Origin of the sequence: Xanthomonas sp. NCPPB 3569, from assembly GCF_041475645.2 — a bacterium.
Taxonomy (GTDB): Bacteria; Pseudomonadota; Gammaproteobacteria; order Xanthomonadales; family Xanthomonadaceae; genus Xanthomonas; species Xanthomonas phaseoli.
Genome location: NZ_CM192969.1, coordinates 125139 through 150571, shown reverse-complemented (window position 1 = coordinate 150571; position 25433 = coordinate 125139). Strand labels below are relative to the sequence as shown.

Sequence of the window (25433 nt, the reverse complement as noted above, 5' to 3'; positions counted from 1 at the left end):
CTGAGATCACTGCGGTGCACGCAGCGCTGCGCGCGTGCACCGCCTGATGCAACCGCACCGCGCCTGCCACATCGCATGCGCGGTGGTGTCCATCGGGCATCAGGCTGAGCGCGGCAATTCCCATTCCACCTGCTGGCGCAGCACCAGCAACAGCACCTGGATGCGCCCGTCGCGCACCATTGCCGCAGGCGTCTGGCCATCGAGGGCATTCACGGGCTGGCGAAACCAGCGGATCAGCGCCTCGTTGTTGCCACCGTTCAAGGCCCATGCGTGGCAGACGATTTCGCCCAGGTTTTCGATGCCGGCGGTGCCAAGCAACTTCAGGTGTTCGGGGGTGAACGCAAACATCGACAGCACCAGCTCGGCGTCGGCCGCCTTGCCGTGGTCCACCTGCATCTGCTCACTGTGCGCGGTGCTGTAGAGCGCGCCCTGCGCGCGAAAATCTTCGGCGCGCCGCATGCCGGTCAGCACTGCTGCGATAAGGTCGGCGCGTTCCATGGGGTGTCCGTCTGAGTACGTGCGCGCACGCTACCCGGGCCGCTGCTGCCGCTCAATCGGGAGACTCCTGACAGCCGCCAGGCGCGTCAGCGGCCGTTGCGTTCTGCAGCGCGGCGCGGCCGCCCGGCATGGAACACGCGCAGGGCCAGCGTATTGCCTGCACGGCGTCGCCCCCGCTGCCTGCCTTCGCAGTGCTTAACGCAGCGGTTGCTAGCATCCGGGCGTGTCATTGGCAGCAGCCCGCGCGTGCATGGGCTGCCGTGTTGGAGTCTCATCTCATGAGGAGTTGTCAGATGCCCTGGAAATCCGCCCTTGCCATGCTTGCCTTGTCCACCGCTGCGCTGCCGGCGCTGGCGCAGTCCGACCGTCAGGTGGTCGAAGACATGCTCACCCGCTCGGCCAATGTCTGCCCCGGCCACAGCACCGAACGCACCACGCCCACCGTCAAGGCCGTCCCGGTCGGCGCGCTGCGCGTGATGCTGGAACGCGGCCTGGTGATGTGCCCCGACCGTCGCCTGGACGCCGCAGCACCGGCCGTGTTCTACGGCCGCCTGGGCGTGTTCGCCTGGAACCCGGAAGTGAAAGCCGGATCCACCGTCATCGCCAAACAGATCGACAGCATGACCCGCAAGGACGAATACCCCACCGAGACCCTGGTGTGGGACGCCAAGGGCACCGCGCTCAAGCAGCAGACCGTGCCGATGTTCGAGCCCCGGCCGGGTGCGGCGGTGTTGTACAAGGTGCGTTGAGGCATACCGAGCGCGTTTCAGCCGCGCGTCGATGACGAGCGCGGCACCTGGCGGGGCGCAGCGATGCGCCTGCGCCAGGGCCTGGTCCGTGCCACGCTGGTGGCGGCCACGTGGATCAGCACCGGCACTGCCCAGCTCGCCCAGAGCAGCGCGGCGATCGTGCCGGGCGAAGGCACGACCCCAGCCCCGACCGCTGCGTAGAGCGCGATGCGGAACACCACCGGCGCCAGGGTCACCAAGTAGGCCCGCACCATCCAGCGCCTATGCCGGTCGAGCTGCCCGCGGCCGATGGCCAGCAGGCCGGCACATGCCACCCCCACCCATGCCACTTCCGTCGCCGCGAAGGCAACGCGAATCACCGTCGGCGCGGGCGAAGTGGCAATCAGTACGGTTGCGCCGATCATTGCCACCAGCATGCCGGCGACATACGCCCGCCCAACCCAGCGATGCACCCATAGCTGATTGCGCAAGCGTTGCGTGGCGAACTGCAACGTGCCAAGCGCAATGCCCACCGCACCGCCGCCGAGGTGACACCACAACCAACCGCGGCGTGTCAGGAACATGCCATATGCCGGCGAATCCAGCGCGGCATATTTCAGATACACATGGTGCACGAACTCACCGGCGAATACGGCCAGCGCAAGCCAGAGCAGGGCCCGCAGCACGCTGACCGACCGCCGGTCACGAGAGACCGCAACACCATCGCGCATCGGATCAACTTGCATGCCCGGCTCCTTCGGTCAGCCCGCCTTAGAGTGCATCGGCCCCACCGTGGCGGTGAAGTGCCTTGGCTCACCGGTCATCGGATCATCGAATGCCAGCGTCTGTGCGAAGAGTTGCAGCGGCCGCTCCGGATCATCGGGCCGCTGGTCTTCCAGCTCGGGATAAAACCGGTCGTGCAGGACGGAAACGTCAGCCCAGGCAGCGGTGGTGCCACCGCCAGATAATGCTTGCGGATGCGTCGCTCACGAAACAGCGCCTGGTAGACCCCGCGCGTGGCAGGGTTGGCCGAGAACAGCACCAGCCCCGCGGTCTCGCGATCGATGCGGTGCAACGGCTCCAGCGCCGGATTGTCCAGCCGCTGCACCAGTCGCGTCAGCAACGTCTCGCGCACGTAAGCGCCGGCCGGTGCGACCGGCAAGAAGTGCGGCTTGCAGGCCACCACCAACTGCGCGTCGGCGTGCACCACTGTCTCGACGTACGGAATCACCGGCTCATCGGCGACCTCACGGAAATAGCGGATCTCCGCACCCAGGCGATACGGCGCTGACAGCGCCAAGGCCTGGTCATTGGCATCGCGCACCAGGCCGCGTGCGAAGCGATCGCGCCAACGCTCGGCCCTAATCGACGGAAAACACGCGCACAGCGCCTCGAAGACCGACTCCCACGGGCCGGCAGGCAGCTGGAAGCGGCTGGCCGGCGTGCCGTTGTGGGTGCGGGGTGCATCGGGCATTGCCGAGATACCAGCAGGATCGAGAGTGCAGCATGGTAACGCGCGATGCGGCGGCGCACTGCATGCAGCGATTGCATGTAGCGATTGCATGCAGCGCTGCAACATCGGTCGATCGCTGCAGTCGCCAGCTTCCGCATGCGCGAAGCGATGTGCGCCCGCGCGATGGCGCCGCATCGACGCGTGGCGCTCTGGAACTTAGGTTGGAATCACGATGCGTGTGATCGCACCCATGCCACGCCTCGATCGCGACGCTGCGGCTTGCAATACACCTGTCATCGATTCCGTTGACGTTGCGTACGTGCAACTGGCTCTGCGCTTCCTTCGACCCCTTTCTCAAGCAGGAACATCACCATACGTTCAACACCTCACGCCACCGTCGTGACGGCGGGGCTTCTTGCGCTGGTCACCGCCAGTGGCGCTATCGCCGCCGTGCCATCGGTGGCGCAATGCACCACGCCGCAGCCGTGGGCGCACGCCAATGTCGGCGCGGTGGTCGGCAACGGCACGGCCGCCAGTTGTACCGCCAGCGCACTCGCTACCGCCGTGGCGCAAGGTGGCTATGTCACCTTCAACTGCGGCACGCGTGCGGCCAGCATCGCCATCAACCAGACCATCAACATCACTGCCAGCACGCCCACGGTGATCGACGGCCAGGGCAAGATCACCCTGGATGGCCGACAGGCCGCGCGCATCTTCCAGGTACAGAACGGCAATGCGCTGTCGGTGCGCAATCTCAAACTGCAGAACGGCAGCTCCGTGCAGCCGGCATCCAACACCCAGTACGCGCCCGGCACCTGGGGCGGCGGCGCCATCAAGGTCAGCTACCGCGGCAAGCTGGAAGTGATCAACAGCCAGTTCCTGAGCAACCGCAGCAGCATCGGCGGTGGTGCCATTTTCGCCGGCAGCGATACCGACGTGACCATCGTCAAGAGCGCGTTCTCCAAGAACACCTCCTGGCTGGGTGGCGCGCTCTACACGCAGCTCAGCCGTCTGACCATCGTCAATTCCGAGTTTGTCGGCAACCAGGCCATCAATGCGCCGGCCGGCTTCCCGGATGCCGACCAGTTCGGCAACAGCGGCGCGATCGACACCGACGGCGCCTCGCTTGCCGGCTACCTCAATGCCGCTGCCGGTGGCGCCACGCTTTCGGTGTGCGGCACGGTGGTGCGCAACAACACCGCGGCCAATAGCGGCGGCGGCGCCACGTTGTGGGCGTATGCGCCCGACACCATCGACGTGCGCTACTCCACCTTCGCCAACAACATCGCCTATGGCGGCCCGGCCGGCGGTGCGCGCATCAGCCTGGGCTTCGGCGATACCACCCATTCCGGCACCACCATCACCACGCCGGGCATCATCAACGTCGAAGAGACCAGCTTCATCTCCAACCGCGCCGAAAAGAGCAATGCCGGCGCCTTGTACATGGACTGCTACGGCCCGTCCTGCAATGTCAGCAACAGCACCTTCTACGGCAACTACGCCAAGGGCGTGGGCGCGGCGATCCAGCATGTGGGCTGGCAGCCGTCCAATGGCGACCAGGGCAAGACCACGGTGCGCTTCAACAACGTCACCTTTGCCGAGAACACGCCAGGGTCGACGTTGTTCGGCAGCGGCTTCGACATCCGCAACAGCATCTTCTACTCCAAAACCGAGCGCACTTTCTGCAGCGACCAGAGCAGCACCGGCAACAACCTGATCGAGTACTCGGCTGCGGGCGGCCTGTTCTACAGCTGCCTCACCGCCGGCCTGGCACGCGCCGCCGACCCGCTGCTGGGCGCACCGGCCGCCAACGGCGGCCCCACGCTGACCCAATTGCCGGCGGCCGCCCGGTACGCAATCTCGGCAGCAACTGCCGCACTATCGACCAGCGTGGTGTTGCGCGTGATACCGCGGTGTGCGATGCGGGGGCGGTGGAAATCAAGTAAGCCTTGCTCGCGCGTCCTTGCCCTCTGACGAGGACGCGCCGCGTGACCGGGCGGGCGATGTCGCTCGGTCGCGCGATCAAAGGCTCGTCGCATCACGGTGCAGGGCCGGCGTCGATCGTCGTCCGCTGAGCCAGGAATCTCTCGGGCACAGGATGCCGGTTAGATGGCGCGCTAGGCTGCGCTCTTTTCGTGCGGCACATGCCGAGCATCGCGACGATCGCGACACCATCCGAAGACCGGGTGCCAACCAGACGGTGCAGCCTCTCCACGGCGATGCCCGCTAGATCGAAACGGATTGATGCCCGTCGATCCCATCGCAGTCCCACGCACGTGCACTCTGCGCGGGGCAAGCGAACTCAATCTTTCGACACTGACCTATTGCATAGCAGTGAAGGACGCACGCGATGCGACCTGGTTCGCAAGCGCGCGCATGTGCTGCTGACAAACCCGCTGCCAGCGGCTATGGTCGGGACTGGAACGGGGGTTCTTGCATGGGACGCAGACACAGAGGCAGCACATTCGACGCACTGGCCGCATTGCCGTGGCCACTGGCGCTCGTCGTCGGCCTCGTTGGCTATCTCACGGTGCGCTATGGCATCGCCTGGTGGCTATCGCAGCATGGCGGACTACTCGCGCAGGGCTTCGCCCAGCAATCAGACGCGCTGTTCGCCCCGCTGGCCTGTATGTTGCTCGGCGTTTGCTGGCTCGCCGCGCTGGTCTCCTACCTCGGCGCTCGCCGCCGCCGCCGCTTCCTCGACACCCGTACCACTCTGGAAAGCCTGGCAGCACGCGGCTGGCGCCAGTTCGAACAATTGGTCGCCGACGCCTTCCGCCGCCAGGGCTACCACGTCGAAGAAACCGGCCTGGGCGGCCCAGACGGCGGCATCGACCTGATCCTGCGCAAGGACGGCCGCCGCACGCTGGTGCAATGCAAGCAATGGAAGCGCCAGCAGGTCGGCGTCAGTGTCGTGCGCGAAATGTATGGCCTGCTCGCTCATCACCAGGCCCACGCGGTGAAGATCGCTTGCATCGGTAGTTATACGAAAGACGCTGAGCGCTTTGCCGAAGGCAAGCCGATCGAATTGATCGGCGGCGAACAGTTGTTGGACATGATCCAAGCGGTGCAGCAGCAAGCCACAGCGCAGCCGGCGGTGACACCCGCGCGCATCGAGCCTGTCTTTACTCCAGCTGATTCCACTGCCCCCGCGGCCGTTGTCGTTCCAAGCTGCCCACGTTGCGGCAGCACGCTTGTGCAGAGAAGAAACCGGCGCACCGGCGAGAACTTTCTAGGTTGCAGCCAGTTTCCGAAGTGCAGAGGAACCTCGTAAGTGAACCTGCCCCCCGTCTTCGACCCGTTTTCTTCAACCTGACCCCGTTTTCTTCGCTGTGCCTCTGTGCCGAATTTCATAGAGGTCGTCCCGTGGAAGAATGCCTGCAATTTCTAGCAAGAGCCGATATGAGCCGTCGCACATCACTCGTACGTTCCCGCCGTCCACTGGAATCATCCTCCGGGGCCTCTAGATTCGACCTCTGGCTTCAAAGAATAAGCTTAATCACTCAACCGATGCTTCTAATAACAACCCTAATAACGATCAAGATGACTGTAATCCCGCTTTATGAGAAAGCGCAGCTTGATGAGAATCTTGCACGGCGCGAAATAGAGCTGAAAAGAGCCACGCATTCGTTGAGTCGAATTTATGCACAGGCACGATTCTATATTGCGAAACAATTTTCCATCAATGCACACTATCAATGCCTAAGGAAGGTCTGAACAACGCGATCGGAGGATGTGGTAAGCCATATCGGTCGCGGTGACCGCGCTCAGATCCTCGGTTTTTCGCCGTTTTTGGCGCTTTTTCGGGGTATCGTCCCGATTACGGGCGCACCTACCCCGCGGCGGTAATGAACTCTTTGCGCTTCAGCCACAGATTCGACAGCGCAAACAGCATCAGCATCTGTGCGGTGTTCTTCGCCAAACCGCGATAGCGCACCTTGACGTAGCCAAACTGGCGCTTGATCACCCGAAACGGGTGTTCCACCTTTGCACGCAGGCTGGCTTTTGTGTGCTCCCAGCGCTTGGCCAACTTCAGTTCGCGCTTGTTCTTAATCTGCTTCAGCTTCGAGGGCTTCTCCGCGATCAGGTAGCGCAGTTTGCGCTTGCGCTTCATCTCCTCGCGTTTCTCAAGCCCGGTGTAGCCGCTGTCCGCGCACAGCGTGTCCTCCTTGCCGTGCAGCAGCTTGTGCGCTTGTGTGATATCGGCCACGTTGGCCGCCGTGCACTCCACGTGGTGCACCAGCCCGGAGTCATCGTCCACCCCGATGTGCGCCTTCATCCCGAAGTAGTACTGGTTGCCCTTCTTGGTTTGGTGCATCTCCGGATCGCGCTCGCCATCCTTGTTCTTGGTCGAGCTGGGCGCAGCGATGATCGTGGCGTCCACGATCGTCCCGCCGCGCAAGCTCTGCCCCTTGCGCGACAGGTGCGCGTTGACCCGATTGAACAGCTTGCGCGCCAAATCGTGCTGCTCCAACAGATGGCGGAAGTTGAGAATCGTCGTCTCGTCCGGCACCTCATCCAGCCCGCCGATCTTGGCGAAACGGCGCATCGACACCGTGTCGTACAGCGCTTCTTCCGCCGATGGATCGCTCAGTGCATACCACTGCTGCAAAAAGTGGATGCGCAGCATGGTCTCCAGCCGATACGGCTGTCGCCCCGGCTGCCCCGACTTCGGGTAGTGCGGCTCGATCAGCGCCAGCAGGTCCTTCCACGGCACGACCTGGTCCATCTCGGCCAAGAACACCTCACGCCGCGTCCGCTTGCGCTTGCCGTTGTACTCCGCGTCGCCGAAGGTCAGCTGCATCGAAATCGTCTACTCGGGTCGTTGATCGATTGTGGCAGATCACGATGGATTGTTCAGAGTTTCCCTAACTGCTATAAGCGATAAAGCTGGCTTCAAAAGGGGCTTTCAAGCTAGGTGTATTGGCGCAGATACCTCCGTGGACCGGATGAATTCGATGAACACTTTCAGCGGAGTGGGCATGAAGGATCGGCCAGAATAGTACAGGAGCGGTCCTGGAAAACTCTGCCACCAAGGATCGAGAATGCCTTCGAGCTCTCGCTGGTCAGACATGCTTTTAACTAGTCCTCAAAGAGGTAGACAATCCCTAGTCCCGCCAGTGCTGCATCAATCAGCAAGTCCGCCGCGCCTCCCAGTCCAACGACAAGTTGTCCCTTGGGATCAAGGTTTAGCGTCTTGCTTTCGTATTCGAACTTCCAAGCCGGCATCGCCCAACTGGGAAAGGGCCCCCAAAGATGACCAGAAGCTCAAGCAGCTGATCGGCGATTTGAGCCTGGAAAAGGTGATGTTACAGGACGTGCTGTCAAAAATTTCTCAGGCCCACGCAGCGAAAGATGCTCGTGGGCAACCTGGTCGATCGTTATCGCGTCGGAATTCGCTGGGATTGTACCTTCATCAACTAAAACCGACCGGGGTGATACAACCAGCCTCGGGACAATGGGGATGCGCCACTGCTTTGGCGGATCGAGGAGATCGCTGCCGTGCTAGTACGCTATGACTTTTGGTGGATATTCGTGCTGTTGCGGCGGGAAGGCTGATTCGGACGCACTGCTTGGTTGGCAATGTCCCGCCGGCCGAGTTTGCCGCCCGATTTACCTGCCCACCAAAAACCGAATTTTTCAGTTCTGTTAGTATCTAATGCAGGGAGGAGGTCACTGACACATTTTGATTACTTATCCTTCAGATGGCTCGAACGATGAAAGCTTTGGGATACAGATGGGAGCGTTAAAAAAAAAGCGTTGGTCTCAGGCCATCCGTACGCACTGTTCGCTGCTTTACCGATATGGGCGATCACGGGCCGTTTCCGAGACCGCCCAAGGCTCGCTCAAGGGACGCGGTCCGACGTGGCGGTTGCGCCTTGGGCGATCGCCTATGACCAGTACCGGTCCATGTTCTTCGACACGACGAATGACGGGGCCGTAGCCGAACTCGGTCTAGATCATCCTGGGACAGCGTTTCTGGAAAGCGGAGCGGTCGATGAAAGATTCAACTCAACGGCAATTAGAAGATGCCCTGAAGAGGCTGCGCGAGGGTGAGCCAGCCCACCCAAAACTTCGCGCAAGTCTAGATTCGAAGCTTGGTGCCGGTAAAACTTACAACTTAGTCTCCATCGCCAATGTCGCACTCGAAGCGGGAGTAAGCCGCACCCTTATTGGTTACGACGGCTGTCAGTACCCTGCGATTCGCATGGCAGTTCTAAAGGCAAAAAAGGCAGCTCCAAGTTCATCAACCATCAAGGTGCTGCGCCAGGAAATCGCCGAGCTAAAGAAACTTAGGGAAACTCTGAACAATCCATCGTGATCTGCCACAATCGATCAACGACCCGAGTAGACGATTTCGATGCAGCTGACCTTCGGCGACGCGGAGTACAACGGCAAGCGCAAGCGGACGCGGCGTGAGGTGTTCTTGGCCGAGATGGACCAGGTCGTGCCGTGGAAGGACCTGCTGGCGCTGATCGAGCCGCACTACCCGAAGTCGGGGCAGCCGGGGCGACAGCCGTATCGGCTGGAGACCATGCTGCGCATCCACTTTTTGCAGCAGTGGTATGCACTGAGCGATCCATCGGCGGAAGAAGCGCTGTACGACACGGTGTCGATGCGCCGTTTCGCCAAGATCGGCGGGCTGGATGAGGTGCCGGACGAGACGACGATTCTCAACTTCCGCCATCTGTTGGAGCAGCACGATTTGGCGCGCAAGCTGTTCAATCGGGTCAACGCGCACCTGTCGCGCAAGGGGCAGAGCTTGCGCGGCGGGACGATCGTGGACGCCACGATCATCGCTGCGCCCAGCTCGACCAAGAACAAGGATGGCGAGCGCGATCCGGAGATGCACCAAACCAAGAAGGGCAACCAGTACTACTTCGGGATGAAGGCGCACATCGGGGTGGACGATGACTCCGGGCTGGTGCACCACGTGGAGTGCACGGCGGCCAACGTGGCCGATATCACACAAGCGCACAAGCTGCTGCACGGCAAGGAGGACACGCTGTGCGCGGACAGCGGCTACACCGGGCTTGAGAAACGCGAGGAGATGAAGCGCAAGCGCAAACTGCGCTACCTGATCGCGGAGAAGCCCTCGAAGCTGAAGCAGATTAAGAACAAGCGCGAACTGAAGTTGGCCAAGCGCTGGGAGCACACAAAAGCCAGCCTGCGTGCAAAGGTGGAACACCCGTTTCGGGTGATCAAGCGCCAGTTTGGCTACGTCAGGTGCGCTATCGCGGTTTGGCGAAGAACACCGCACAGATGCTGATGCTGTTTGCGCTGTCGAATCTGTGGCTGAAGCGCAAAGAGTTCATTACCGCCGCGGGGTAGGTGCGCCCGTAATCGGGACGATACCCCGAAAAAGCGCCAAAAACGGCGAAAAACCGAGGATCTGAGCGCGGTCACCGCGACCGATATGGCTTACCACATCCTCCGATCGCGTTGTTCAGACCTTCCCTAGGGCGAGTTAATCGCCCCCCTGCCTTACCTCATCGCGCTGACGTGACTCAGCGCCGGGTGAGCATTCAACAAATTTGATCTGCGATTGAAGCGTTGCGCCGCAGCCTGGACCATGGCGCAACGCAGCGCGCTTACTTGGTCGCCGCCTGCGCGTTGTCGGTGGTGATCACGCCGCAGGCCAGGCGGCCGCCCGCGTTGCCGGTGGGCTGGGTTTTGTAGTCGTCTGCGTCGGCATGCACGATCACCGCGTGGCCGGCGATATCGAACTGGTCGGCCTTGCCCAGATTGACGTTGCTGGAGACCGGGCCGTCGATGGTGGCGTTACCCTGCGCGTCGGCGGTGATGTTGGGCATGTCGCCGCCGTGGTGCGGGTCGGCGCTGATATTGCCGTGATCGGACTGGGACGGGTTGAAATGGCCGCCGGCGCTGCTGCCGTCCGGTGCGCTGCAATCGCCCTTTTCGTGGATATGGAAGCCATGCTCGGTATTGGGCTTGAGGCCGCTGAGCTGGCCGGTGACGCGCAGCGCGCCGTCGACGGTCTTGAACGTCACCGTGCCTTTGACGTCATTGCCCTTGGTCGGCTTGAGCTCGGCGGTCGCGGTGGTGGTGGCTGCCGCTTCGGTGACCATGGAGGCGGCGTGTTCGCCACCGTGCGCCGCTGCGGCCGGCGTGCTGGCCTGCGGTGCGGGTGCCGGCTCGGCCGGCGCTGGTTCATCGCGCTTGCACGCAGTCAGCACCAGGGCGGTGGCCAGAAACAAGGTGGTCGGAACAATGCGCATGGAGTACTCCTGAAGAAAGGCCGCAACTGCAGCCGTTGATGCCCCGACTCAGGGCTGCGAAGGGGGCGTGCCCCATTGGGTGACGCGAATGACGCCACAGGCCAGGCGCGCACCGGCATTGCCGCTGGGCTGGCTGCGATAGTCGTCGGGGTCGGCATGCACGATCAGCGACTTGCCGATCACGTCGGTCGGGGCGCCATCGCCCAGACTGATGCCGGACAGAATCATGTCCAGATGCGCCACGCCTTCGGCGTCTGCACGCAGATTGTCCATGTCGCCCAGATGATGCGCGCCGCCACCGGCACGCCCGTGCGGCGAACCGGCCGGGTTGAAATGCGCGCCGGCGCTGCTGGCGTCGGCTGCGCTGCAATCGCCGCGTTCGTGCACATGGAATCCGGACACGGCGCCCGGACGCAAGCCGCCGATGGTGCCGGTGAGGCGAATGCCTTGCAGCGCCGGCACCAGCACTACCCGACCGCTGACCAGGCTGCCCGAGGCAGATGCCAGCGCCGCCTCGGCTTGCTGCACCGGGCGCGCAGGCACTACCCGCGCTGCTGGCGGCGGAGGCGCCTTGGGCGGCGGCGGCGTGCTGCTGCAGGCGGCCAGCGCCAGCGCGGTGAGGGCAACGATCGTGGGCGACCGGTAACGCATCGAGCAGTTCTCCTGATCAGGCTGGAAACCTATGCGGGTGCATGTTCACGTGTCATGAAATGCACTTGGGACAGCCCACGAGTTTACGGGCTAGGTGTCGCTGGCCGGAGATGCGCAAACGTGCTCGCACCGCCCCTGTCCCGCAGCCGGGAGAGGAACTCGACTGCAAAGCGCGATGCCCGCCCTGCCCGACCGTCTTGCCTTCTCCCGCGTGCGAGGGAAGCTGCTCGAAGGACGGATGGCGGCGTCGCGCGCCGCCTGACTCGAGGCAGTGGCGCGTGCGAGCAAACAACGAAGAGTTCATGCACGCGTGCCGCGATGCTCGTCAAGCTCGCCTGTTTCGCTGTGTGGCTCAAACACCTGCGCGTAGTCCGGCTTTTTGCAGGTGCCCCTCACGCCCTCTCACGCAGGTGGGAGAGGGCTCACCTCCGCGTGCGGGCTGATCAGCGGCGCTTGCGGCCCGGCCCCAGCTTGCGGGTGACGGTGTTGCGGCCCAGTCCCAGGCGGGCGGCGGCTTCGGCACGGCGGCCCTGGGTGAGTTGCAGCGCCGCTTCCAGCAAGGTTCTGTCCAGGCGCTCGCGCGCTTCGGCGTGCAGGCCCTGGGCACCTTCGCTCAGGCGTTGCGCGGCCCAGCTGGAAAGCATGTCGTCCCACTGCCCGTCGCTGCGACCGCTGCGGTGACGACGGCCGCCGCGCGCCAGTGCGGCGTCCACGTCGACCACGTCGATGATGTCCGACGTCGCCAGCGCCGCCAGGCGCCAGCACACGTTTTCCAGTTCGCGCACATTGCCCGGCCAGTCGTACTGGCGCAGGTCTTCCAGCGCGGCCGACGAGAGCCGCTTGGGCAGCATGTCGAGCTTGCGCCCGGCCATGGCCAGGAAATTTTCGGCCAGTTGCGCGATGTCGCCGCGCCGTTCGCGCAGCGGCGGCAATTGCAGGCGCACCACATCCAGGCGGTGCAGCAGATCGGCGCGGAAGCGGCCTTGTTCGACCAGCGCTTCCAGGTCCTGGTGGGTGGCGGCGATCACGCGCACATCGACGCGGATCAATTCGCGCCCACCGACGCGGAAGAATTCGTTCTCTGCCAACACGCGCAGCAGCCGGGTCTGCAGCGGCAATGGCATGTCGCCGATTTCGTCCAGAAACAGCGTGCCGCCATCGGCCTGTTCGAAGCGGCCGATATGCCGTTTGGTCGCCCCGGTAAACGCGCCGGTTTCGTGGCCGAACAACTCGCTTTCCAGCAATTCGGCCGGGATGGCGGCGGTGTTGAGCGCGACGAAGGGTTTGCGCGCACGCGGGGATTCGTTGTGCAGCGCGCGCGCCACCAACTCCTTGCCGGTACCGGTTTCGCCATTGATCAGCACCGACAGCGGCGCCTGCGCCAGGCGGCCGATCGCGCGGAACAAGGCCTGCATCGCGGGCGTGTCGCCGATCAACGAGGCCGAGCCTTCGGCCAGCCGCGTGGCGAGGATCTCTTCGACGCCGGCATCGGCGTCCGGCAATGCGCGCGCGGCCAGTGCCACCGCATCGTCCAGGTCGAACGGCTTGGACAGGAACTCGTGCGCGCCGCCGCGAAAGGCGCCAGCGGTGCTGGCAACATCGGTGTAGGCCGACATCACGATCACCGGCAACTGCGGGTGCTTGGATTTGAGTTTGTCGAGCAGGGTCAGGCCGTCTTCGCCGGGCATGCGCACGTCGGTGAACAGCAGATCCGGCGTGGGCCGCATGGCCAGCGCCTGCAGCGCGGCCGCGGCGCTGTCGAAGCCGTCCACGGCGTAGCCTGCATCGCGCAAGGCGGTGGACAGCACGAACCGGACCGACCGGTCGTCGTCGACCACCCAGATGTGGGATACGCCGGCGGCCTCAGCCATGTGGATGCTCCTTGTCGTGATCGCCGGCCAGCTCGGGCAGCAGCAGGGTGAAAACGGTATGGCCCGGACGCGAGCGATAGGTCAGCGTGCCGTGGTGTTCGCGCGAGACCTGCTGGGCCAGCGCCAGGCCCAGCCCGCTGCCTTCGGCACGGCCGCTGACCAATGGCAGAAACAGGTGCTCGGCCAGTTCTTCCGGCACGCCGCCGCCGTCGTCGATGATCTCCAGCCGCAGCGACATCGCATGCACGCGGTCGCGGATGCGCTGGCCGTGCTCCACGCGGGTGCGCAGCGTCACGCGCGTGGCGCCGGCCTGGAAGGCGTTGCGCACCAGGTTCCAGACCGCCTGGGTCAAACGGTCGCCATCGCCCAGAATGTCCGGAATGCTGGGGTCGTAATCGCGCTGCACCTGCACCGACCAGCCGCCTTCGGCTTCGGCCAGGCGTAACACCCGTTCGAGCACCACATGAATGTTGAGGCGATCGTGCGGGCGCGCCGGAGTGGGCGAGAGCAGCCGTTCGAGCAGGGTGTTGAGGCGCTCGATCTCGGTGCCGATCAGCTCGATCAGTTCGCGTTCGTCTTCATCGCGCCCGGCCGCGCGGCGCGCCAGCAACTGCGCGGCGCCCTTGAGCCCGGCCAGCGGGTTACGCAGCTCGTGCGCCAGCCCCTTGAGCGCAGCGCTCAAGGCGTTGGGCAGGGCGTGGGTGGGATCGAGCGCGGGGAATTCGTCGACCGGGTGGGTTTCCAGCAGCCAGCCGCCATCGTCCAGCCGCGACAGCCAGCCCTCGGCAAAGCGCGGCGCGTCGTTGGGCAGGCCCAGCGCCAGCCGGTGCAGACGCAAGACGTCGCGCTCGTCGTTGAGCAGAAAGCGCGCCAGCGCGTCGCCCTGCACTTCCAGCGCGGCCAGGGGCTGTTCGACCAACCGCCGTGCGCTGACCCCGAGCCAGCGGGCAAACGCCGGGTTAACCCCCAGCACGCGGCCCTCGCGGTCGGCCCAGGCGACCGGTGTGCCCAGGCTGTCCAGCGATGGCATGGAAGAGGACGTCACCATTGCATCAATTTAGTGCAAACGGCAGCGCCATGCATCGATGTCGCGCAAAGCGAAGCGTACGGAGACACCATGTAGGCCGGACGGAGGCGGGTCGCACCGATCCAGCGTGCATCCGCGCCGGCAGTCATGGGCGTGGGGCTGGTCATGCAGGCACCTCGGCAGTGGTTCCGCGCCCAACGGGCGGCGGGAAAAAACGGACCCGGCTGGGCGATCCCGGCCGGGTCGTGGCGCCACCCGCGGCAGCGCGGCCGCGGGTGTGCATGCTCAGGACTCGTACGCGGCTTCGCCGTGCGAGGTGATGTCCAGGCCCTCGCGCTCGGCTTCTTCGCTGACGCGCAGGCCGAACACCAGCTTGGCGACCAGAAAGCCCACCACCGACACCACGCCGATCCAGCCGACCGTGATCCCGACGCCCAGCGCCTGGATGCCGACCTGGTGGACGATGTCGTAATCGCCGCCCTTCTGGCCGCCCAACGAGGCCGCCGAGAACACGCCAGTGAGGATGGCGCCGATGATGCCGCCCAGGCCATGCACGCCGAACACGTCCAGGCTGTCGTCGGCACCGAGCAGGCGCTTCAGACCGGTGACGCCCCACACGCACAGCACGCCGGCGGCAAGACCAATCACGATCGCACCGAACGGACCCACGGTGCCGCAGGCCGGAGTGATACCGACCAGGCCGGCGACCATGCCCGAGGCCACGCCCAGCGCGGACGACTTGCCCTTGATGATCTTCTCGGTCAGCGACCAGCCCAGGATGGCGGCGGCGGTGGCCAGCAAGGTGTTGAGGAAGGCCAGCGCCGCACCGGCATTGGCTTCCAGGTTGGAACCGGCGTTGAAGCCGAACCAGCCCACCCACAGCAGCGAGGCGCCGACGAAGGTCAGGGTCACGTTGTGCGGCTTGATCGCCTCACGCCCCAACCCGGCGCGCTTGCCGACGAAATAGGCGCCGACCAGGCCGGCAACACCGGCATTGATATGCACCACGGTGCCGCCGGCAAAATCCAGCGCGCCCAGTCCGAACAGGTACCCGCCGGTGGCCCAGACCATGTGCGCCAGCGGCAGGTAGCCGAAGGTGAACCAGATCACCGAGAACAGCAGTACCGCGGCGAACTTGGCGCGTTCGGCAAAGGCGCCCACGATCAGCGCACCGGTGATGCCGGCGAAGGTCGCCTGGAACGCGACGAACACGTATTCCGGCAGGCTCACGCCCTTGGTGAAGGTGGCCGCCAGGGTTTCGATGGTGACGCCCTTGAGCAGCGCCTTGTCCAGGTTGCCGATCCACGCGCCTTCGCCGGAGAACGCCAGGCTATAGCCATACAACACCCACAGGATGGTCAGCAGCGAAAAGACTGTGGCGACCTGGATCAGCACCGACAACACGTTCTTGGCGCGCACCATGCCGCCGTAGAACAGCGCCAGGCCCGGCACCACCATCATCAGCACCAGCAGGGTGGAGGTCAGCATCCAGGCGACATCGCCCTTTTCCACCACCGGTGCGGCTTCGGCGGCGGCGGCCGGCGGGGTGGCCGGCTGCGCCGACGGCAGCGGTTCGGTGGTGACCGGCTCGGTCGGCAGCGGGGTGACCTGCGGGGTGGACTGCGCATGCGCACTGCCCATGCCGCCCACCATCAGCGCGCTGAACAGCATCAGCATGCACACGCTGTAGAACCGGGCTTTCCACCCGGCAAAAAGAGCTGTCTTCATACGAACTCCGGGGCTGGTGGGGTCAGAGCGCATCGGCGCCGATCTCGCCGGTGCGGATGCGCACCACCTGCTCGATCGCGGTGACGAAGATCTTGCCGTCGCCGATCTTGCCGGTGCCGGCGGCGTTCTGGATCGCTTCGACCACCGCGTCCAGACGGTCGTCGGTGACCACCGTTTCGATCTTGATCTTGGGCAGGAAGTCGACGACGTACTCGGCGCCGCGGTACAGCTCGGTGTGGCCTTTCTGGCGCCCGAAGCCCTTGACCTCGGTCACGGTGATGCCCGACACGCCAGCTGCAGACAAGGCCTCGCGGACCTCGTCGAGCTTGAACGGCCGGATGATGGCGGTGATCAATTTCATGCGCATACCCCGAATGGTGGAAAGAACCGGCCGGCATTGCGCCGCCCGGCGGTGTCAGTCACCTGGATGCCTACCCCGGCATCCGATCGTTCGCGATTGCGCGGACCCCAGCAGATGCCATGCATCCGCCTCGTGGGAGAGGTCAGGCCCGCGCGCCGCGAACGATGTGTTCTCTCGTTACCCCTGCGATCCACGGCCGGAGCCCTGGATCGATCGAACATGTGCGGCGATGGCGGAGGTGGGAGGGGGGCCTCCGCCATCACCGCGGTGGAACTCAGTTGCCGTAGTACAGCTGGTACTCCAACGGGTGGGTCGCAGCGCGGAACTTGGTGACTTCCTGCATCTTCAGCGCGATATAGCCGTCGATGAAGTCGTCGCTCATCACGCCGCCGGCCTTGAGGAACTCGCGGTCCTTGTCCAGCGCTTCCAGGGCCTGGTCCAGGCTGGAGCACACCTGCGGGATCAGCTTCTCTTCTTCCGGCGGCAGGTCGTACAGGTCCTTGTCGCTCGGGGCGCCCGGGTCGATCTGGTTCTTGATGCCGTCCAGGCCGGCCATCATCAGCGCGGTGAAGGTCAGGTAGCCGGACTGCAACGGATCGGGGAAACGCATTTCGATACGGCGCGCCTTCGGGTTGGTGACCCACGGAATGCGGCACGAGGCCGAACGGTTACGCGCCGAATAGGCCAGCATCACCGGCGCCTCGAAGCCCGGGACCAGGCGCTTGTAGCTGTTGGTGCCGGAGTTGGCGAAGGCGTTGATCGCGCGGGCATGCTTGAAGATGCCGCCGATGTACCACAGCGCCAGCTGCGACAGGCCGCCGTAGCCGTCGCCGGTGAACAGGTTGACGCCGCCCTTGGCCAGCGACTGGTGCACGTGCATGCCCGAGCCGTTGTCGCCCACGATGGGCTTGGGCATGAAGGTGGCGGTCTTGCCGTTGCGGTAGGCGACGTTCTTGATGATGTACTTCATCGTCAGCAGTTCGTCGGCCTTCTGCACCAGCGAGCTGAACTTGGTGCCGATCTCGCACTGGCCGGCGGTGGCCACTTCGTGGTGGTGCACTTCGGTTTCGATGCCGACCTGCTCCAGCGTCTTGATCATTTCCGCGCGCAGGTCGTGCAGGCTGTCGGTCGGCGGGACCGGGAAGTAGCCGCCCTTCACGCCCGGGCGGTAACCGCTGTTGCCGCCGTCGTATTTTTCGCCGGTGTTCCAGGCCGCCTCTTCCGAACCCACCTGGAAGAAGGTGTGGCCCATGTCGTTGGCAAAGCGCACCGAATCGAAGATGAAGAATTCCGGCTCCGGGCCGAAGAACGCCTGGTCGGCGGTGCCGGAGGATTTCAGATAGGCCTCGGCGCGCTTGGCGATGCCGCGCGGATCGCGCTCATAGCTCTGCATGGTGGCCGGGTCGAGGATGTCGCAGGTCAGCACGAGGGTCGGATCGGCGAAGAACGGATCCAGGTACGCGGTGCCCGCGTCCGGCAGCAACACCATGTCCGACTCGTTGATGCCCTTCCAGCCCGCGATCGAACTGCCGTCGAACATCTTGCCTTCTTCAAACAGCGCCGGCTCGATGATATTGACCGGGAAGGTGATGTGCTGCTGTACACCACGCATATCGACGAAGCGCAGGTCGACGAACTCGACCTTGTTGTCCTTGATCAGCTTTTCAACATTTTCCACGGACATCGGAAGAAACCTCAGCAGGAGTTAAGTGGCTCGTGGGCGGTACTACAGCAGGGACCGTGCCAAGCGATCGCGCTTCACAAGCCCTTGATTTTGCTGACATCGCTCGCGACCGTAGCACCTGTACCGCACCATCTAAGTGCAAAACGCAAAACCGAACGCACCAATGTGGTGCATGCCGCAATGCACTATCCTGGCGCCTCCCTCACCCCTGCCCAGTCCGATGTCCGATCTGATTTCCGCCCTGTTGTTGGGCATTCTCGAAGGCCTCACCGAATTTCTGCCGATCTCCAGCACCGGCCACCTGCTGATTGCCGAACAATGGCTCGGACGCCGTTCTGACTTCTTCAATATCGTCATCCAGGCCGGCGCGATCCTGGCCATCTGCCTGGCGCTGCGGCAGCGCCTGTGGGGCCTGGCCACCGGCCTGGGCGAGCGCGCCAACCGCGACTACGTGCTCAAGGTCGGCGTGGCCTTCCTGGTCACCGCGGTGGTCGGACTGGTCGTGCGCAAGGCCGGCTGGCAATTGCCCGAAACGCTCCAACCGGTCGCCTGGGCATTGTTGATCGGCGGGGTATGGATGCTGGTGGCCGAACACTTCGCCGGCAAGCTGCCCGAGCGCGATGTGGTGACCTGGAAGGTGGCCATTGCAGTGGGCCTGGCGCAGGTCGTGGCCGGTGTCTTTCCCGGTACGTCGCGCTCGGCCTCGACAATCTTCATCGCCATGCTGCTGGGCCTGAGCAAGCGCTCGGCAGCGGCGGATTTCGTGTTCATGGTGGGCATTCCGACCATGTTTGCGGCCAGCGGTTACGCGCTGCTGGAGATGTACAAGGAAGGCGGTTTCGGCACCGAAAACTGGACTGACGTGGCGGTGGCCTTCGTGGCGGCGACCATCACCGGCTTTGTGGTGGTCAAGTGGCTGCTGGGCTATATCAAGAAGCACCGGTTCACGGTGTTTGCGGTGTACCGCATGCTGCTGGGCGCCGCCCTGCTGCTGTGGCTGCCGGCGGCTGCGGGCTGACACCCGACCGCCCCTACCTGGCCTGCAGGTCGCGATGGTTGCGCCATGCGGGCCAGGCGCCAGGAACGCAAAGCGCCGCCCCCGAGAGATTGTGGACGGCACGCTGGGCACTGCAGCGGACCGGCGACAGCAGCCGATTCCGGGCAGCGCCCGCGCCCGCCTGGCAGTGCGCGCGGTCGTTGGTTGGCGCTCCGGGGCGTCCACGTCGTGACGCCGGTCATTGCCGCGGGCGCACGCTGGCGGTATCACTGACGCATCGATCACCGGGAGCTGCGCATGCGTGCCGTGTTCTTGGCCCCAGCATTGCTGGCGGCGGGCGTGACGGCCTGCGGGTCGGGTGCATCGCCGGAGCCGCCCGGCTCCAGCCACGCTGCTGCGCGGGCGCCGGTCGCCGCTCCCTCTGACACGGACAATGTCCCGTTACGCGCCGCCCTGCGCGCGCAGCACTGGCACCTGCAGCGGCCAGCGATGCGCATGGCACGGCCTTGCGCAGCCTGTTCGTCGACGGCGTGCCGCCAGTGCAACTGGATTTCAGCGATCAGCGCATCCAGGTCAGCCAGACCTGCAACGCGCTGGGCGCCACCTACCGCGTGGCCGAGGCGCACGTGCAGATTGGCCGGGTGGTCTCGAGCAAGCGAATGTGCGCCGATGCACGCCGGATGGCGCAGGAGCGCGCGGCCAGCGACCTGTTGTCCGGGCGCTTCGCAGTGATCATGGACAACGCAGCAGCCGCGCCCCGCCTGACCCTGACCCGCAGCGACGGCACCGTGCTGATCTTCGGCGGCACGCCCACTGCGGACACCGGTTATGGCGGGCCGGGGCAGACGCTGTTGATCGAAGTCGCCGCAGAGACCATGCCCTGCGTTTCCGACCCCGCGCGGCGCTGCCTGCAAGTGCGCGAGCACGACCCGGACGCACCTGCCACCGTACAGGCCGCAACATCATGGTAGCCCTACGAGGGCACGATCGAGGGTTTCGACCATGAAGACGGCATACGCACCCTGCTACGCGTGACCCGCTACCCGGCCGGCAGCGAGCCTGGTACCAAACCGGTGTACGTGCTCGACCAGATGATCGAGGCCGGCAGCTAGCGCGGCTGCAGCATTGGGCCGCGCACCCTGCGACGCCGCTACCCGCATCAGAACCGGATGAGGACCTTGCCCACGTGTTGCGCCTTGGCGAAATAGTCCAAGGCCTGGGGCGCCTGGTCGAACCGGAACGTCTTGCTGTGCAGGGTTTTGATGCGGTGCTGCTCGATCGCCTGCAGCAGGTCCACGAACATCGCCCGGCTTCCGTTGGCGATCCCGCGAATGGTCACGTTCTTGCGGATCAACGCCACGTAGTCGGGAATCGGCGAGGCCGCGCCGGGGGTCACGCCGATCACCACGATGGTCGCATTCGCGGCCGCCACCTTGATCGACTGGCCCAAGGTGTCCTGCCCGCCCGTCTCGATGACGACGTCCGCGCCGCCGCCGGACAGCTGCATCACCGCCTCGGCCCAGTCGGGGTGGGTGCGGTAGTTGACGGTGATGTCGGCGCCCAGGCGGCGTGCGAGCTCGAGCTTGTCGTCGCTGGACGAGGTGATGGCGACGCGGGCACCGTGGAGCTTGGCCAGTTGGAGCGCAGCCATCGAGACGCCACCGGTTCCCAGGCACAGCACCAGGTCGCCGGCCTTGATCCTGGCCACTTCCACCAGGGCGTGCCAGGCGGTCACCGCGGCCGATGCCAGCGCAGCGACATCCTCGTCCTCCAGCGACGCAGGCACCTTGATCAGGGCACTGGCGGGCAGCGACACCTTTTCGGCCAGCCAGCCGTCGTGGGTCACGCCCAGGTCGTGGGCGAACATCTCGGCGCGGAACCTGCCATCCAGCCAGGTGGGAAAGTGCCCACAGACGACACGGTCGCCTGGCGCGACCTGGCTGACGCCTGCGCCGACGCAGGTCACGATGCCCACACCCTCGGCAACCGGAACGCGCGCGGGCGCAAGCTTGCCGCCGTAGGTGCCCTTCAGGATCTGCAGGTCGCGGTTGATCAAGCCCACCAGTCGCGGAGCGACGATGACCTCACCAGCCCCTGCAACTGGTTCGGGCATCTCGACCGCAACCAGGCTCTCGAGGCCGGTTTGATTGCCAATCTGGAATGCGTTCAAGGGGGATTGCCTGTGCTGCGACGCCGGCCGAACGTGGCTGGCGTCATGGGGGATGGAGCGAGCGCCGCCATCGGCGCGATCACTCAGCGCAGCGACGGGTTCAAGGTGTAGGTGCCGTGCAACGCCGCTTCGGCCAGCACATGCCCCTGCATCGCCGACAGCACGTCGGCGGCGGTGAAGCTGTTGGGCAGGCTGAGCTGGGCCACGTCCAGCGCGAACACGCGGAAGAAATACCGGTGCACGCGCAGGTCGTTGAACGGCGGGTACGGGCCGTCGTAGCCGCGGTAGTCGCCGGCCATGTCGGCATTGCCGGCGAACCACCGGGTGTAGGAATTCAGGCCCTGCCGGGCACCGGCCGGGCCGGCTGGCTGCTGCTTGCCCTTGACCACGAAGCCGTCGCTGCAGCTGCCTGCCGCAATCTCATGCACATCGGCGGGGATATCGGCCATGGCCCAATGCACGAAATCGGTGCGTGGCTGCTCGACGGGAATCTGCAGGTCGTCGCGGCCGACGGTGTCGGGCACGGTCGGCACGTCCGGGTCCAGGCACAGCAGCGCAAACGACTGCGTACCTGCCGGCGCCTCGCTCCAGGCCAGGTGCGGATTGCGGTTGGGCGCAAAGCCCTCCGGCGTGCCGGCGGCAAATTCCACCGCGATGGGCTTGCCGTTTTCGATGCTGTTGCTGGTCAGACGCATGGCGGATCTCCGAGGGAAGCGATACGGATCAGGGTGCCTGGGTCTGCGCCACAGCGGAAGACGCCGCCATGGAACCTTCTGATGCGCTCGGCCGGGTTTACCGCCGCGTACGTGCCGCGCCTGCACACGATGCGACGACGCGACTGCGGCCACGCCCACCTGCCGTGGGCGCGACCGCGTTGATGGCGCCTCAGTCCTGCGGGTAGCCGAAGCGCACCGCGATCAGGGTGAGCAGATCGAACTGCGCGCCGAGCACGCCGCGGTAATCGCGCCAGCGGCCGGAGGCCAACCGCGCCGGGCCACGCGGTTCGACCAGTGGGAAGCTCAGCCCGAACGCCTGTTCCAGGGCCGTCGAAATACCTTGCGGGTCGTTTTCGATCCCGTCCAGCCGAATGATGCGGTGGGGGTACAGGTCGCGCTCGTGCAGCGTGGCCAGCTGTTCCAGTGCGATCAGCAACCAGTCGGTGGCCTGCTGCGGCGATTGCAGCGCCAGGGGCGCCGACGCACCGGCCGAGAGCCAGTCCAGCAACATGTCGCGCGGGTCACGCAGCGCAATCGCCAGCCGGCCCTCGGGCAGGTGCGGGCGCAGCGCGGTCAGCAAGGTGTTGTCCCACCACAGCAACCAGTCGATGACATTGCCATCGTCGATGCCGCGGCGCGGCAGTTGCGCCTTCCAGCCTTCCACCAGCGCCGTCGGTGCCAGTTCGCCGGAGGCCAGCTGTTCGAGGGTGCGGTAGCTCTGCAGCGCATCCGACGGCGGCGTGGTGCCATAGCGGTCGCCGCGCACCAGCGGGGTGGCCGCGCCCATCACCGCGACCAGGCGTTCGACATGCGAGCCGGGCGTGCCCCACACGAACAGCGGGCGTGCGGTGACGGTGTCGGGAATGCTGCCCAGCGCAGGCCACTGCGTGGGCTGCTTGGCTGCCTGCGGCGGCAACGGCAACCGATGCTGGGCCTGTTCGCGGTGGAACTGCATCCAGGTACCCACGGCGGCATCGGGCTGGCCGGCGCGGTCCTGCACATTGCCCAACCATGGCCGCAGCACGGTCTGCTGCGGTGCAGGCAGCGATTCGATCAACGATTCGACGCAGGCGATCGCCGCCGGTGGGTCGCGTTGCAGCAAGGCTTCGACAATGCGCTGCTCGCCGCTGATGCGGCCCGGCTCCACCGCCACGATCTGACGCGCCACCATCTCCGCTGCGTCGGCCTGGCCCTGCATGTCGTGCACGCGCATCAGCGCTTCCAGGGCCGGCAGGTGTTCGGGCATGGCCAGCAGCCAGCGCTCGATCACGGCCTGCGCCTGCGGCCCACCGACCGGCTCGACCGCCAGGCGGGCCAGCCACAGGTCGTGCGCAGTGGCCGAGGTGGCCAGTGCCGCATCCAGGGTGTCGCGCGCATCGTCCACCGCGCCCAGCCGCTCCCAGGCGGTGAGCAGCGCGTGCAACGTGCGGCGGTCGGCCGGCCAGTGCGCCAGCGCCAGGCGCAGGTGCGCGGCGGCCTGGTCGGGACGCCCGGCCTGCAGCTCCATCTCGCCGGCCAGCCGGCGCATGGCCGGCAGATCGCCGCCGGGCTGCTCGAGCACGCCCTGCATCGCCGCCAGTGCATCGTCCAGGCGGCCCTGGCGTTGGGCCAGTTGCGCAATGAAGGCGCGCAGCGCGGTGCCGGGGGGATTGAGCTCGATCACGCGCTCGAAGGCACGCTCGGCGAACGCAAAATGCTCCTTCTGCAGATACGCAAAGCCCAGCGAAAACAGCACGCGTGCATCGTCGGGCAGCTGCTCGGCGGCGCGGGTCAGCAGCGCCAGCGCGCGGTCGCTGTGGCCCCGGCGCATTTCCACCACGCCATCGACCGCCAGCAATTGCGGGTGTTCCGGCGCCAGGCGCGCGGCGGTGCGGCTGAGCCGCTCGGCCTCGTCCAGATCGCCGCGGGCCACCGCCAGATGCGCCTGCATCACGTAGGCATTGAACTGATTCGGATCCAGCGCGGTACTGCGCGACAGCGCGGCATCGGCGGCGGACAGATCGCGCGTGGCCAGCAAGGCGCCGGCGCGCAGCAGGTGCAGGTCGGCATCTTCGGGCGTCAGCGTCAGCGCGGTATCGATGCTATCCAGCGCTAGCGCCGGCTGCCCCTGCTGCTGCAGCGCAAGCGCCAGCCAGCGGTGGGCGGCGGCGTGATCGGGCGCGTTGGTGACCCACTCGCGGGCCAGCGCCACCGCATCGTCGGCCGCATTGCGGCGCAGGGCTTGAAGAATGGCGTCTTGCATGGCGGTGGCGGGTCCCGGACAAACCGCTATTGTAACGATGCGCGCTGCGGCGCCGAGCTACCGGGCAGCGGCCAGCCGCTCAGCCACCCAGCGTTCGGCAAAACCGTCGCCGCGGGCGTTTTCCAGAAAGCCGCAATGCCCGCCCCAGCGCGCGATTTCCAGCTGCGCATGCGCCGGCAACTGCCAAGCGGCGAAATCGGCGAACGGAATCACCGGGTCGTCTTCGGCCATCAGGATGTCGACCGGCACCTGCAGGTTGGCCAGGCGTTGGCCGGCAATCGAGTAGCTATCGAAATACGCTTCCAGCGAGCCGTGCCCGGTATGTTTCACCGCCAGCCAGGCCATCAGCCCGCGCATGTCCAGCGCCAGGGTGGCGTCGTCGTACCCGTGCTGCTCGGGGAACAGCTTGCGCTTGCGCAGCAGCGATTCGCGCCATTTACGGCGGAAGTACCAGTCGTAGAACTGCGGGCCCTTTTCCAGCTGGGTCATGGTGGCGGCCGGGTCCAGCAACGGGCACACCGCCGCCACGCGCGCCAGCGGCAGGCCGGCGGCGGGCGCACGCAGCGCCAGCCGCAGCGCGAAATTCCCGCCCAGCGAATACCCTGCAGCCAGCAACTGCGGCGCAGGAAAACGCCGCCACAGATCGCCGGCGGCATTGACCACTTCTTCGATGCGGTCGGAGTGGAACAGGTCCACATTGAGATGGTGGGTACCGCCGTGGTCGCGGAAGTTCAGCCGGAACACCTGGTAGCCCAGACCGAGCAGGCGCGCGGCGGTCAGGCGCATGTAATTGGAATCGGCGCTGCCCTCCCAGCCATGCAGCAACAGCACGGTGCCGCGTGGCGGTGCATCGCCGGGCGGGACGCTCATCCAGCCCTGCAGGCGCACACCGTCGCCGCCATCGAGGATGTGTTCGCTGGTGACCGCGCCGCTGGCGGCCAGCAACTGGCGGCTGCGGATGCGCCGCAAGGCACTGCTGCCCAGCACCGATTGCACGTGCGGGTTGCGCAGCCAGCGCGGCGGCAAGTAATCGGAGGCATTCATGCGCGCATCGCACCGGCGTTGCG

The 25433-nt window shown here is 65.6% G+C and carries 19 protein-coding genes and 3 pseudogenes; 7 read left to right on the top strand and 15 right to left on the bottom strand.

Annotated elements, in window-relative coordinates; genetic code table 11:
• Positions 1-99: 99 nt before the first annotated feature.
• Positions 100-498: an antitoxin Xre/MbcA/ParS toxin-binding domain-containing protein gene (locus ACCQ03_RS00595; RefSeq protein ID WP_017154772.1), complete on the bottom strand. Its 399-nt coding sequence runs from the start codon at positions 496-498 to the stop codon at positions 100-102.
• Between the two features lie 317 nt (positions 499-815).
• Between ACCQ03_RS00595 and ACCQ03_RS00590 the strand changes: the two genes are divergently transcribed.
• Entirely contained in the window at positions 816-1247 is a 432-nt protein-coding gene (locus ACCQ03_RS00590) for a hypothetical protein (protein ID WP_170922289.1), read from the top strand.
• A gap of 17 nt (positions 1248-1264) precedes the next feature.
• Here ACCQ03_RS00590 and ACCQ03_RS00585 read toward each other — a convergent pair whose 3' ends face one another.
• Both ACCQ03_RS00585 and ACCQ03_RS00580 read right to left on the bottom strand, forming a co-directional pair.
• Positions 1265-1957 (bottom strand): DUF2306 domain-containing protein, encoded by a 693-nt coding sequence (locus tag ACCQ03_RS00585; RefSeq protein WP_057678993.1) that lies wholly within the window; start codon positions 1955-1957, stop codon positions 1265-1267.
• Positions 1958-1987: 30 nt separating this feature from the next.
• Positions 1988-2700, bottom strand: a pseudogene (locus tag ACCQ03_RS00580) (pseudouridine synthase).
• A gap of 378 nt (positions 2701-3078) precedes the next feature.
• On the opposite strand from ACCQ03_RS00580, the pseudogene ACCQ03_RS00575 reads away from it, so the two are divergent.
• Together ACCQ03_RS00575 and ACCQ03_RS00570 are read left to right on the top strand one after the other, a co-directional pair.
• A pseudogene (locus ACCQ03_RS00575) lies at positions 3079-4625 on the top strand (choice-of-anchor Q domain-containing protein).
• A 491-nt stretch (positions 4626-5116) separates the two neighbouring features.
• A complete protein-coding gene (locus ACCQ03_RS00570) occupies positions 5117-5953 on the top strand; it encodes a restriction endonuclease (RefSeq protein WP_150147271.1) in 837 nt (278 codons plus the stop codon).
• Between the two features lie 558 nt (positions 5954-6511).
• Here ACCQ03_RS00570 and ACCQ03_RS00565 read toward each other — a convergent pair.
• A complete protein-coding gene (locus ACCQ03_RS00565; protein WP_150147813.1) occupies positions 6512-7483 on the bottom strand; it encodes an IS5 family transposase in 972 nt (323 codons plus the stop codon).
• Between the two features lie 1194 nt (positions 7484-8677).
• Between ACCQ03_RS00565 and ACCQ03_RS00560 the strand changes: the two genes are divergently transcribed.
• Together ACCQ03_RS00560 and ACCQ03_RS00555 are read left to right on the top strand one after the other, a co-directional pair.
• The gene (locus ACCQ03_RS00560; protein WP_209228007.1) at positions 8678-9001 is read left to right on the top strand and encodes a hypothetical protein; all 324 of its coding nucleotides are present in this window, start codon (positions 8678-8680) and stop codon (positions 8999-9001) included.
• Positions 9002-9040: 39 nt separating this feature from the next.
• Positions 9041-10011, top strand: a protein-coding gene (locus ACCQ03_RS00555) for an IS5 family transposase (protein ID WP_412566710.1) whose coding sequence is annotated in 2 segments (ribosomal slippage) — positions 9041-9902 and positions 9902-10011 — 972 coding nt in all. Because the reading frame shifts where the segments join, the coding sequence is not laid out codon by codon here.
• Between the two features lie 260 nt (positions 10012-10271).
• Here ACCQ03_RS00555 and ACCQ03_RS00550 read toward each other — a convergent pair.
• The 7 genes from ACCQ03_RS00550 to glnA form a co-directional block, all read right to left on the bottom strand.
• Positions 10272-10919, bottom strand: coding sequence for a superoxide dismutase family protein (locus tag ACCQ03_RS00550; RefSeq protein WP_057659324.1), 648 nt, complete (start codon positions 10917-10919; stop codon positions 10272-10274).
• A 48-nt stretch (positions 10920-10967) separates the two neighbouring features.
• A complete protein-coding gene (locus ACCQ03_RS00545; protein WP_057659326.1) occupies positions 10968-11570 on the bottom strand; it encodes a superoxide dismutase family protein in 603 nt (200 codons plus the stop codon).
• A gap of 443 nt (positions 11571-12013) precedes the next feature.
• Positions 12014-13441: a nitrogen regulation protein NR(I) gene (gene ntrC, locus ACCQ03_RS00540; protein WP_017157343.1), complete on the bottom strand. Its 1428-nt coding sequence runs from the start codon at positions 13439-13441 to the stop codon at positions 12014-12016.
• On the bottom strand, positions 13434-14489 hold the full coding sequence (locus ACCQ03_RS00535) for a two-component system sensor histidine kinase NtrB (protein ID WP_016850649.1): 1056 nt from the start codon (positions 14487-14489) through the stop codon (positions 13434-13436). Before ACCQ03_RS00535 ends, ntrC begins: the two co-directional genes overlap by 8 nt.
• 264 nt (positions 14490-14753) lie before the next feature.
• Positions 14754-16196 (bottom strand): ammonium transporter, encoded by a 1443-nt coding sequence (locus ACCQ03_RS00530; RefSeq protein WP_017157344.1) that lies wholly within the window; start codon positions 16194-16196, stop codon positions 14754-14756.
• Positions 16197-16218: 22 nt separating this feature from the next.
• Positions 16219-16557, bottom strand: coding sequence for a P-II family nitrogen regulator (locus tag ACCQ03_RS00525; RefSeq protein ID WP_002808480.1), 339 nt, complete (start codon positions 16555-16557; stop codon positions 16219-16221).
• 274 nt (positions 16558-16831) lie between these two features.
• Positions 16832-18241, bottom strand: coding sequence for a type I glutamate--ammonia ligase (glnA, locus tag ACCQ03_RS00520; protein WP_017157345.1), 1410 nt, complete (start codon positions 18239-18241; stop codon positions 16832-16834).
• Positions 18242-18461: 220 nt separating this feature from the next.
• Here glnA and ACCQ03_RS00515 point away from each other — a divergent pair, with 220 nt between their 5' ends.
• Together ACCQ03_RS00515 and ACCQ03_RS00510 are read left to right on the top strand one after the other, a co-directional pair.
• A complete protein-coding gene (locus ACCQ03_RS00515) occupies positions 18462-19259 on the top strand; it encodes an undecaprenyl-diphosphate phosphatase (protein WP_017157346.1) in 798 nt (265 codons plus the stop codon).
• Positions 19260-19535: 276 nt separating this feature from the next.
• Positions 19536-20350, top strand: a pseudogene (locus ACCQ03_RS00510) (META domain-containing protein).
• Positions 20351-20397: 47 nt separating this feature from the next.
• Here ACCQ03_RS00510 and ACCQ03_RS00505 read toward each other — a convergent pair.
• From ACCQ03_RS00505 to ACCQ03_RS00490, 4 genes are all read right to left on the bottom strand, one after another.
• Positions 20398-21408 carry a zinc-dependent alcohol dehydrogenase family protein gene (locus ACCQ03_RS00505; RefSeq protein ID WP_057687044.1) on the bottom strand — a complete coding sequence of 337 codons (1011 nt, stop codon included), beginning with the start codon at positions 21406-21408 and terminating at the stop codon, positions 20398-20400.
• Positions 21409-21491: 83 nt separating this feature from the next.
• Complete coding sequence (locus ACCQ03_RS00500; protein WP_057680070.1) at positions 21492-22103, bottom strand: YbhB/YbcL family Raf kinase inhibitor-like protein; 612 nt, start codon at positions 22101-22103, stop codon at positions 21492-21494.
• A gap of 190 nt (positions 22104-22293) precedes the next feature.
• Positions 22294-24366 carry a tetratricopeptide repeat protein gene (locus ACCQ03_RS00495; protein WP_057680069.1) on the bottom strand — a complete coding sequence of 691 codons (2073 nt, stop codon included), beginning with the start codon at positions 24364-24366 and terminating at the stop codon, positions 22294-22296.
• Between the two features lie 57 nt (positions 24367-24423).
• Positions 24424-25410 (bottom strand): YheT family hydrolase, encoded by a 987-nt coding sequence (locus ACCQ03_RS00490; protein ID WP_017157351.1) that lies wholly within the window; start codon positions 25408-25410, stop codon positions 24424-24426.
• Positions 25411-25433 lie beyond the last annotated feature (23 nt).

Excerpts from the sequence above, each read along its gene's own strand:
- ACCQ03_RS00595 (WP_017154772.1), bottom strand. The coding sequence starts at position 498 with ATGGAACGCGCCGACCTTATCGCAGCAGTGCTGACCGGCATGCGGCGC.
- ACCQ03_RS00590 (WP_170922289.1), top strand. The coding sequence starts at position 816 with ATGCTTGCCTTGTCCACCGCTGCGCTGCCGGCGCTGGCGCAGTCCGAC.
- ACCQ03_RS00585 (WP_057678993.1), bottom strand. The coding sequence starts at position 1,957 with ATGCGCGATGGTGTTGCGGTCTCTCGTGACCGGCGGTCGGTCAGCGTG.
- ACCQ03_RS00570 (WP_150147271.1), top strand. The coding sequence starts at position 5,117 with ATGGGACGCAGACACAGAGGCAGCACATTCGACGCACTGGCCGCATTG.
- ACCQ03_RS00565 (WP_150147813.1), bottom strand. The coding sequence starts at position 7,483 with ATGCAGCTGACCTTCGGCGACGCGGAGTACAACGGCAAGCGCAAGCGG.
- ACCQ03_RS00560 (WP_209228007.1), top strand. The coding sequence starts at position 8,678 with ATGAAAGATTCAACTCAACGGCAATTAGAAGATGCCCTGAAGAGGCTG.
- ACCQ03_RS00550 (WP_057659324.1), bottom strand. The coding sequence starts at position 10,919 with ATGCGCATTGTTCCGACCACCTTGTTTCTGGCCACCGCCCTGGTGCTG.
- ACCQ03_RS00545 (WP_057659326.1), bottom strand. The coding sequence starts at position 11,570 with ATGCGTTACCGGTCGCCCACGATCGTTGCCCTCACCGCGCTGGCGCTG.
- ntrC (WP_017157343.1), bottom strand. The coding sequence starts at position 13,441 with ATGGCTGAGGCCGCCGGCGTATCCCACATCTGGGTGGTCGACGACGAC.
- ACCQ03_RS00535 (WP_016850649.1), bottom strand. The coding sequence starts at position 14,489 with ATGGTGACGTCCTCTTCCATGCCATCGCTGGACAGCCTGGGCACACCG.
- ACCQ03_RS00530 (WP_017157344.1), bottom strand. The coding sequence starts at position 16,196 with ATGAAGACAGCTCTTTTTGCCGGGTGGAAAGCCCGGTTCTACAGCGTG.
- ACCQ03_RS00525 (WP_002808480.1), bottom strand. The coding sequence starts at position 16,557 with ATGAAATTGATCACCGCCATCATCCGGCCGTTCAAGCTCGACGAGGTC.
- glnA (WP_017157345.1), bottom strand. The coding sequence starts at position 18,241 with ATGTCCGTGGAAAATGTTGAAAAGCTGATCAAGGACAACAAGGTCGAG.
- ACCQ03_RS00515 (WP_017157346.1), top strand. The coding sequence starts at position 18,462 with ATGTCCGATCTGATTTCCGCCCTGTTGTTGGGCATTCTCGAAGGCCTC.
- ACCQ03_RS00500 (WP_057680070.1), bottom strand. The coding sequence starts at position 22,103 with ATGCGTCTGACCAGCAACAGCATCGAAAACGGCAAGCCCATCGCGGTG.
- ACCQ03_RS00495 (WP_057680069.1), bottom strand. The coding sequence starts at position 24,366 with ATGCAAGACGCCATTCTTCAAGCCCTGCGCCGCAATGCGGCCGACGAT.
- ACCQ03_RS00490 (WP_017157351.1), bottom strand. The coding sequence starts at position 25,410 with ATGAATGCCTCCGATTACTTGCCGCCGCGCTGGCTGCGCAACCCGCAC.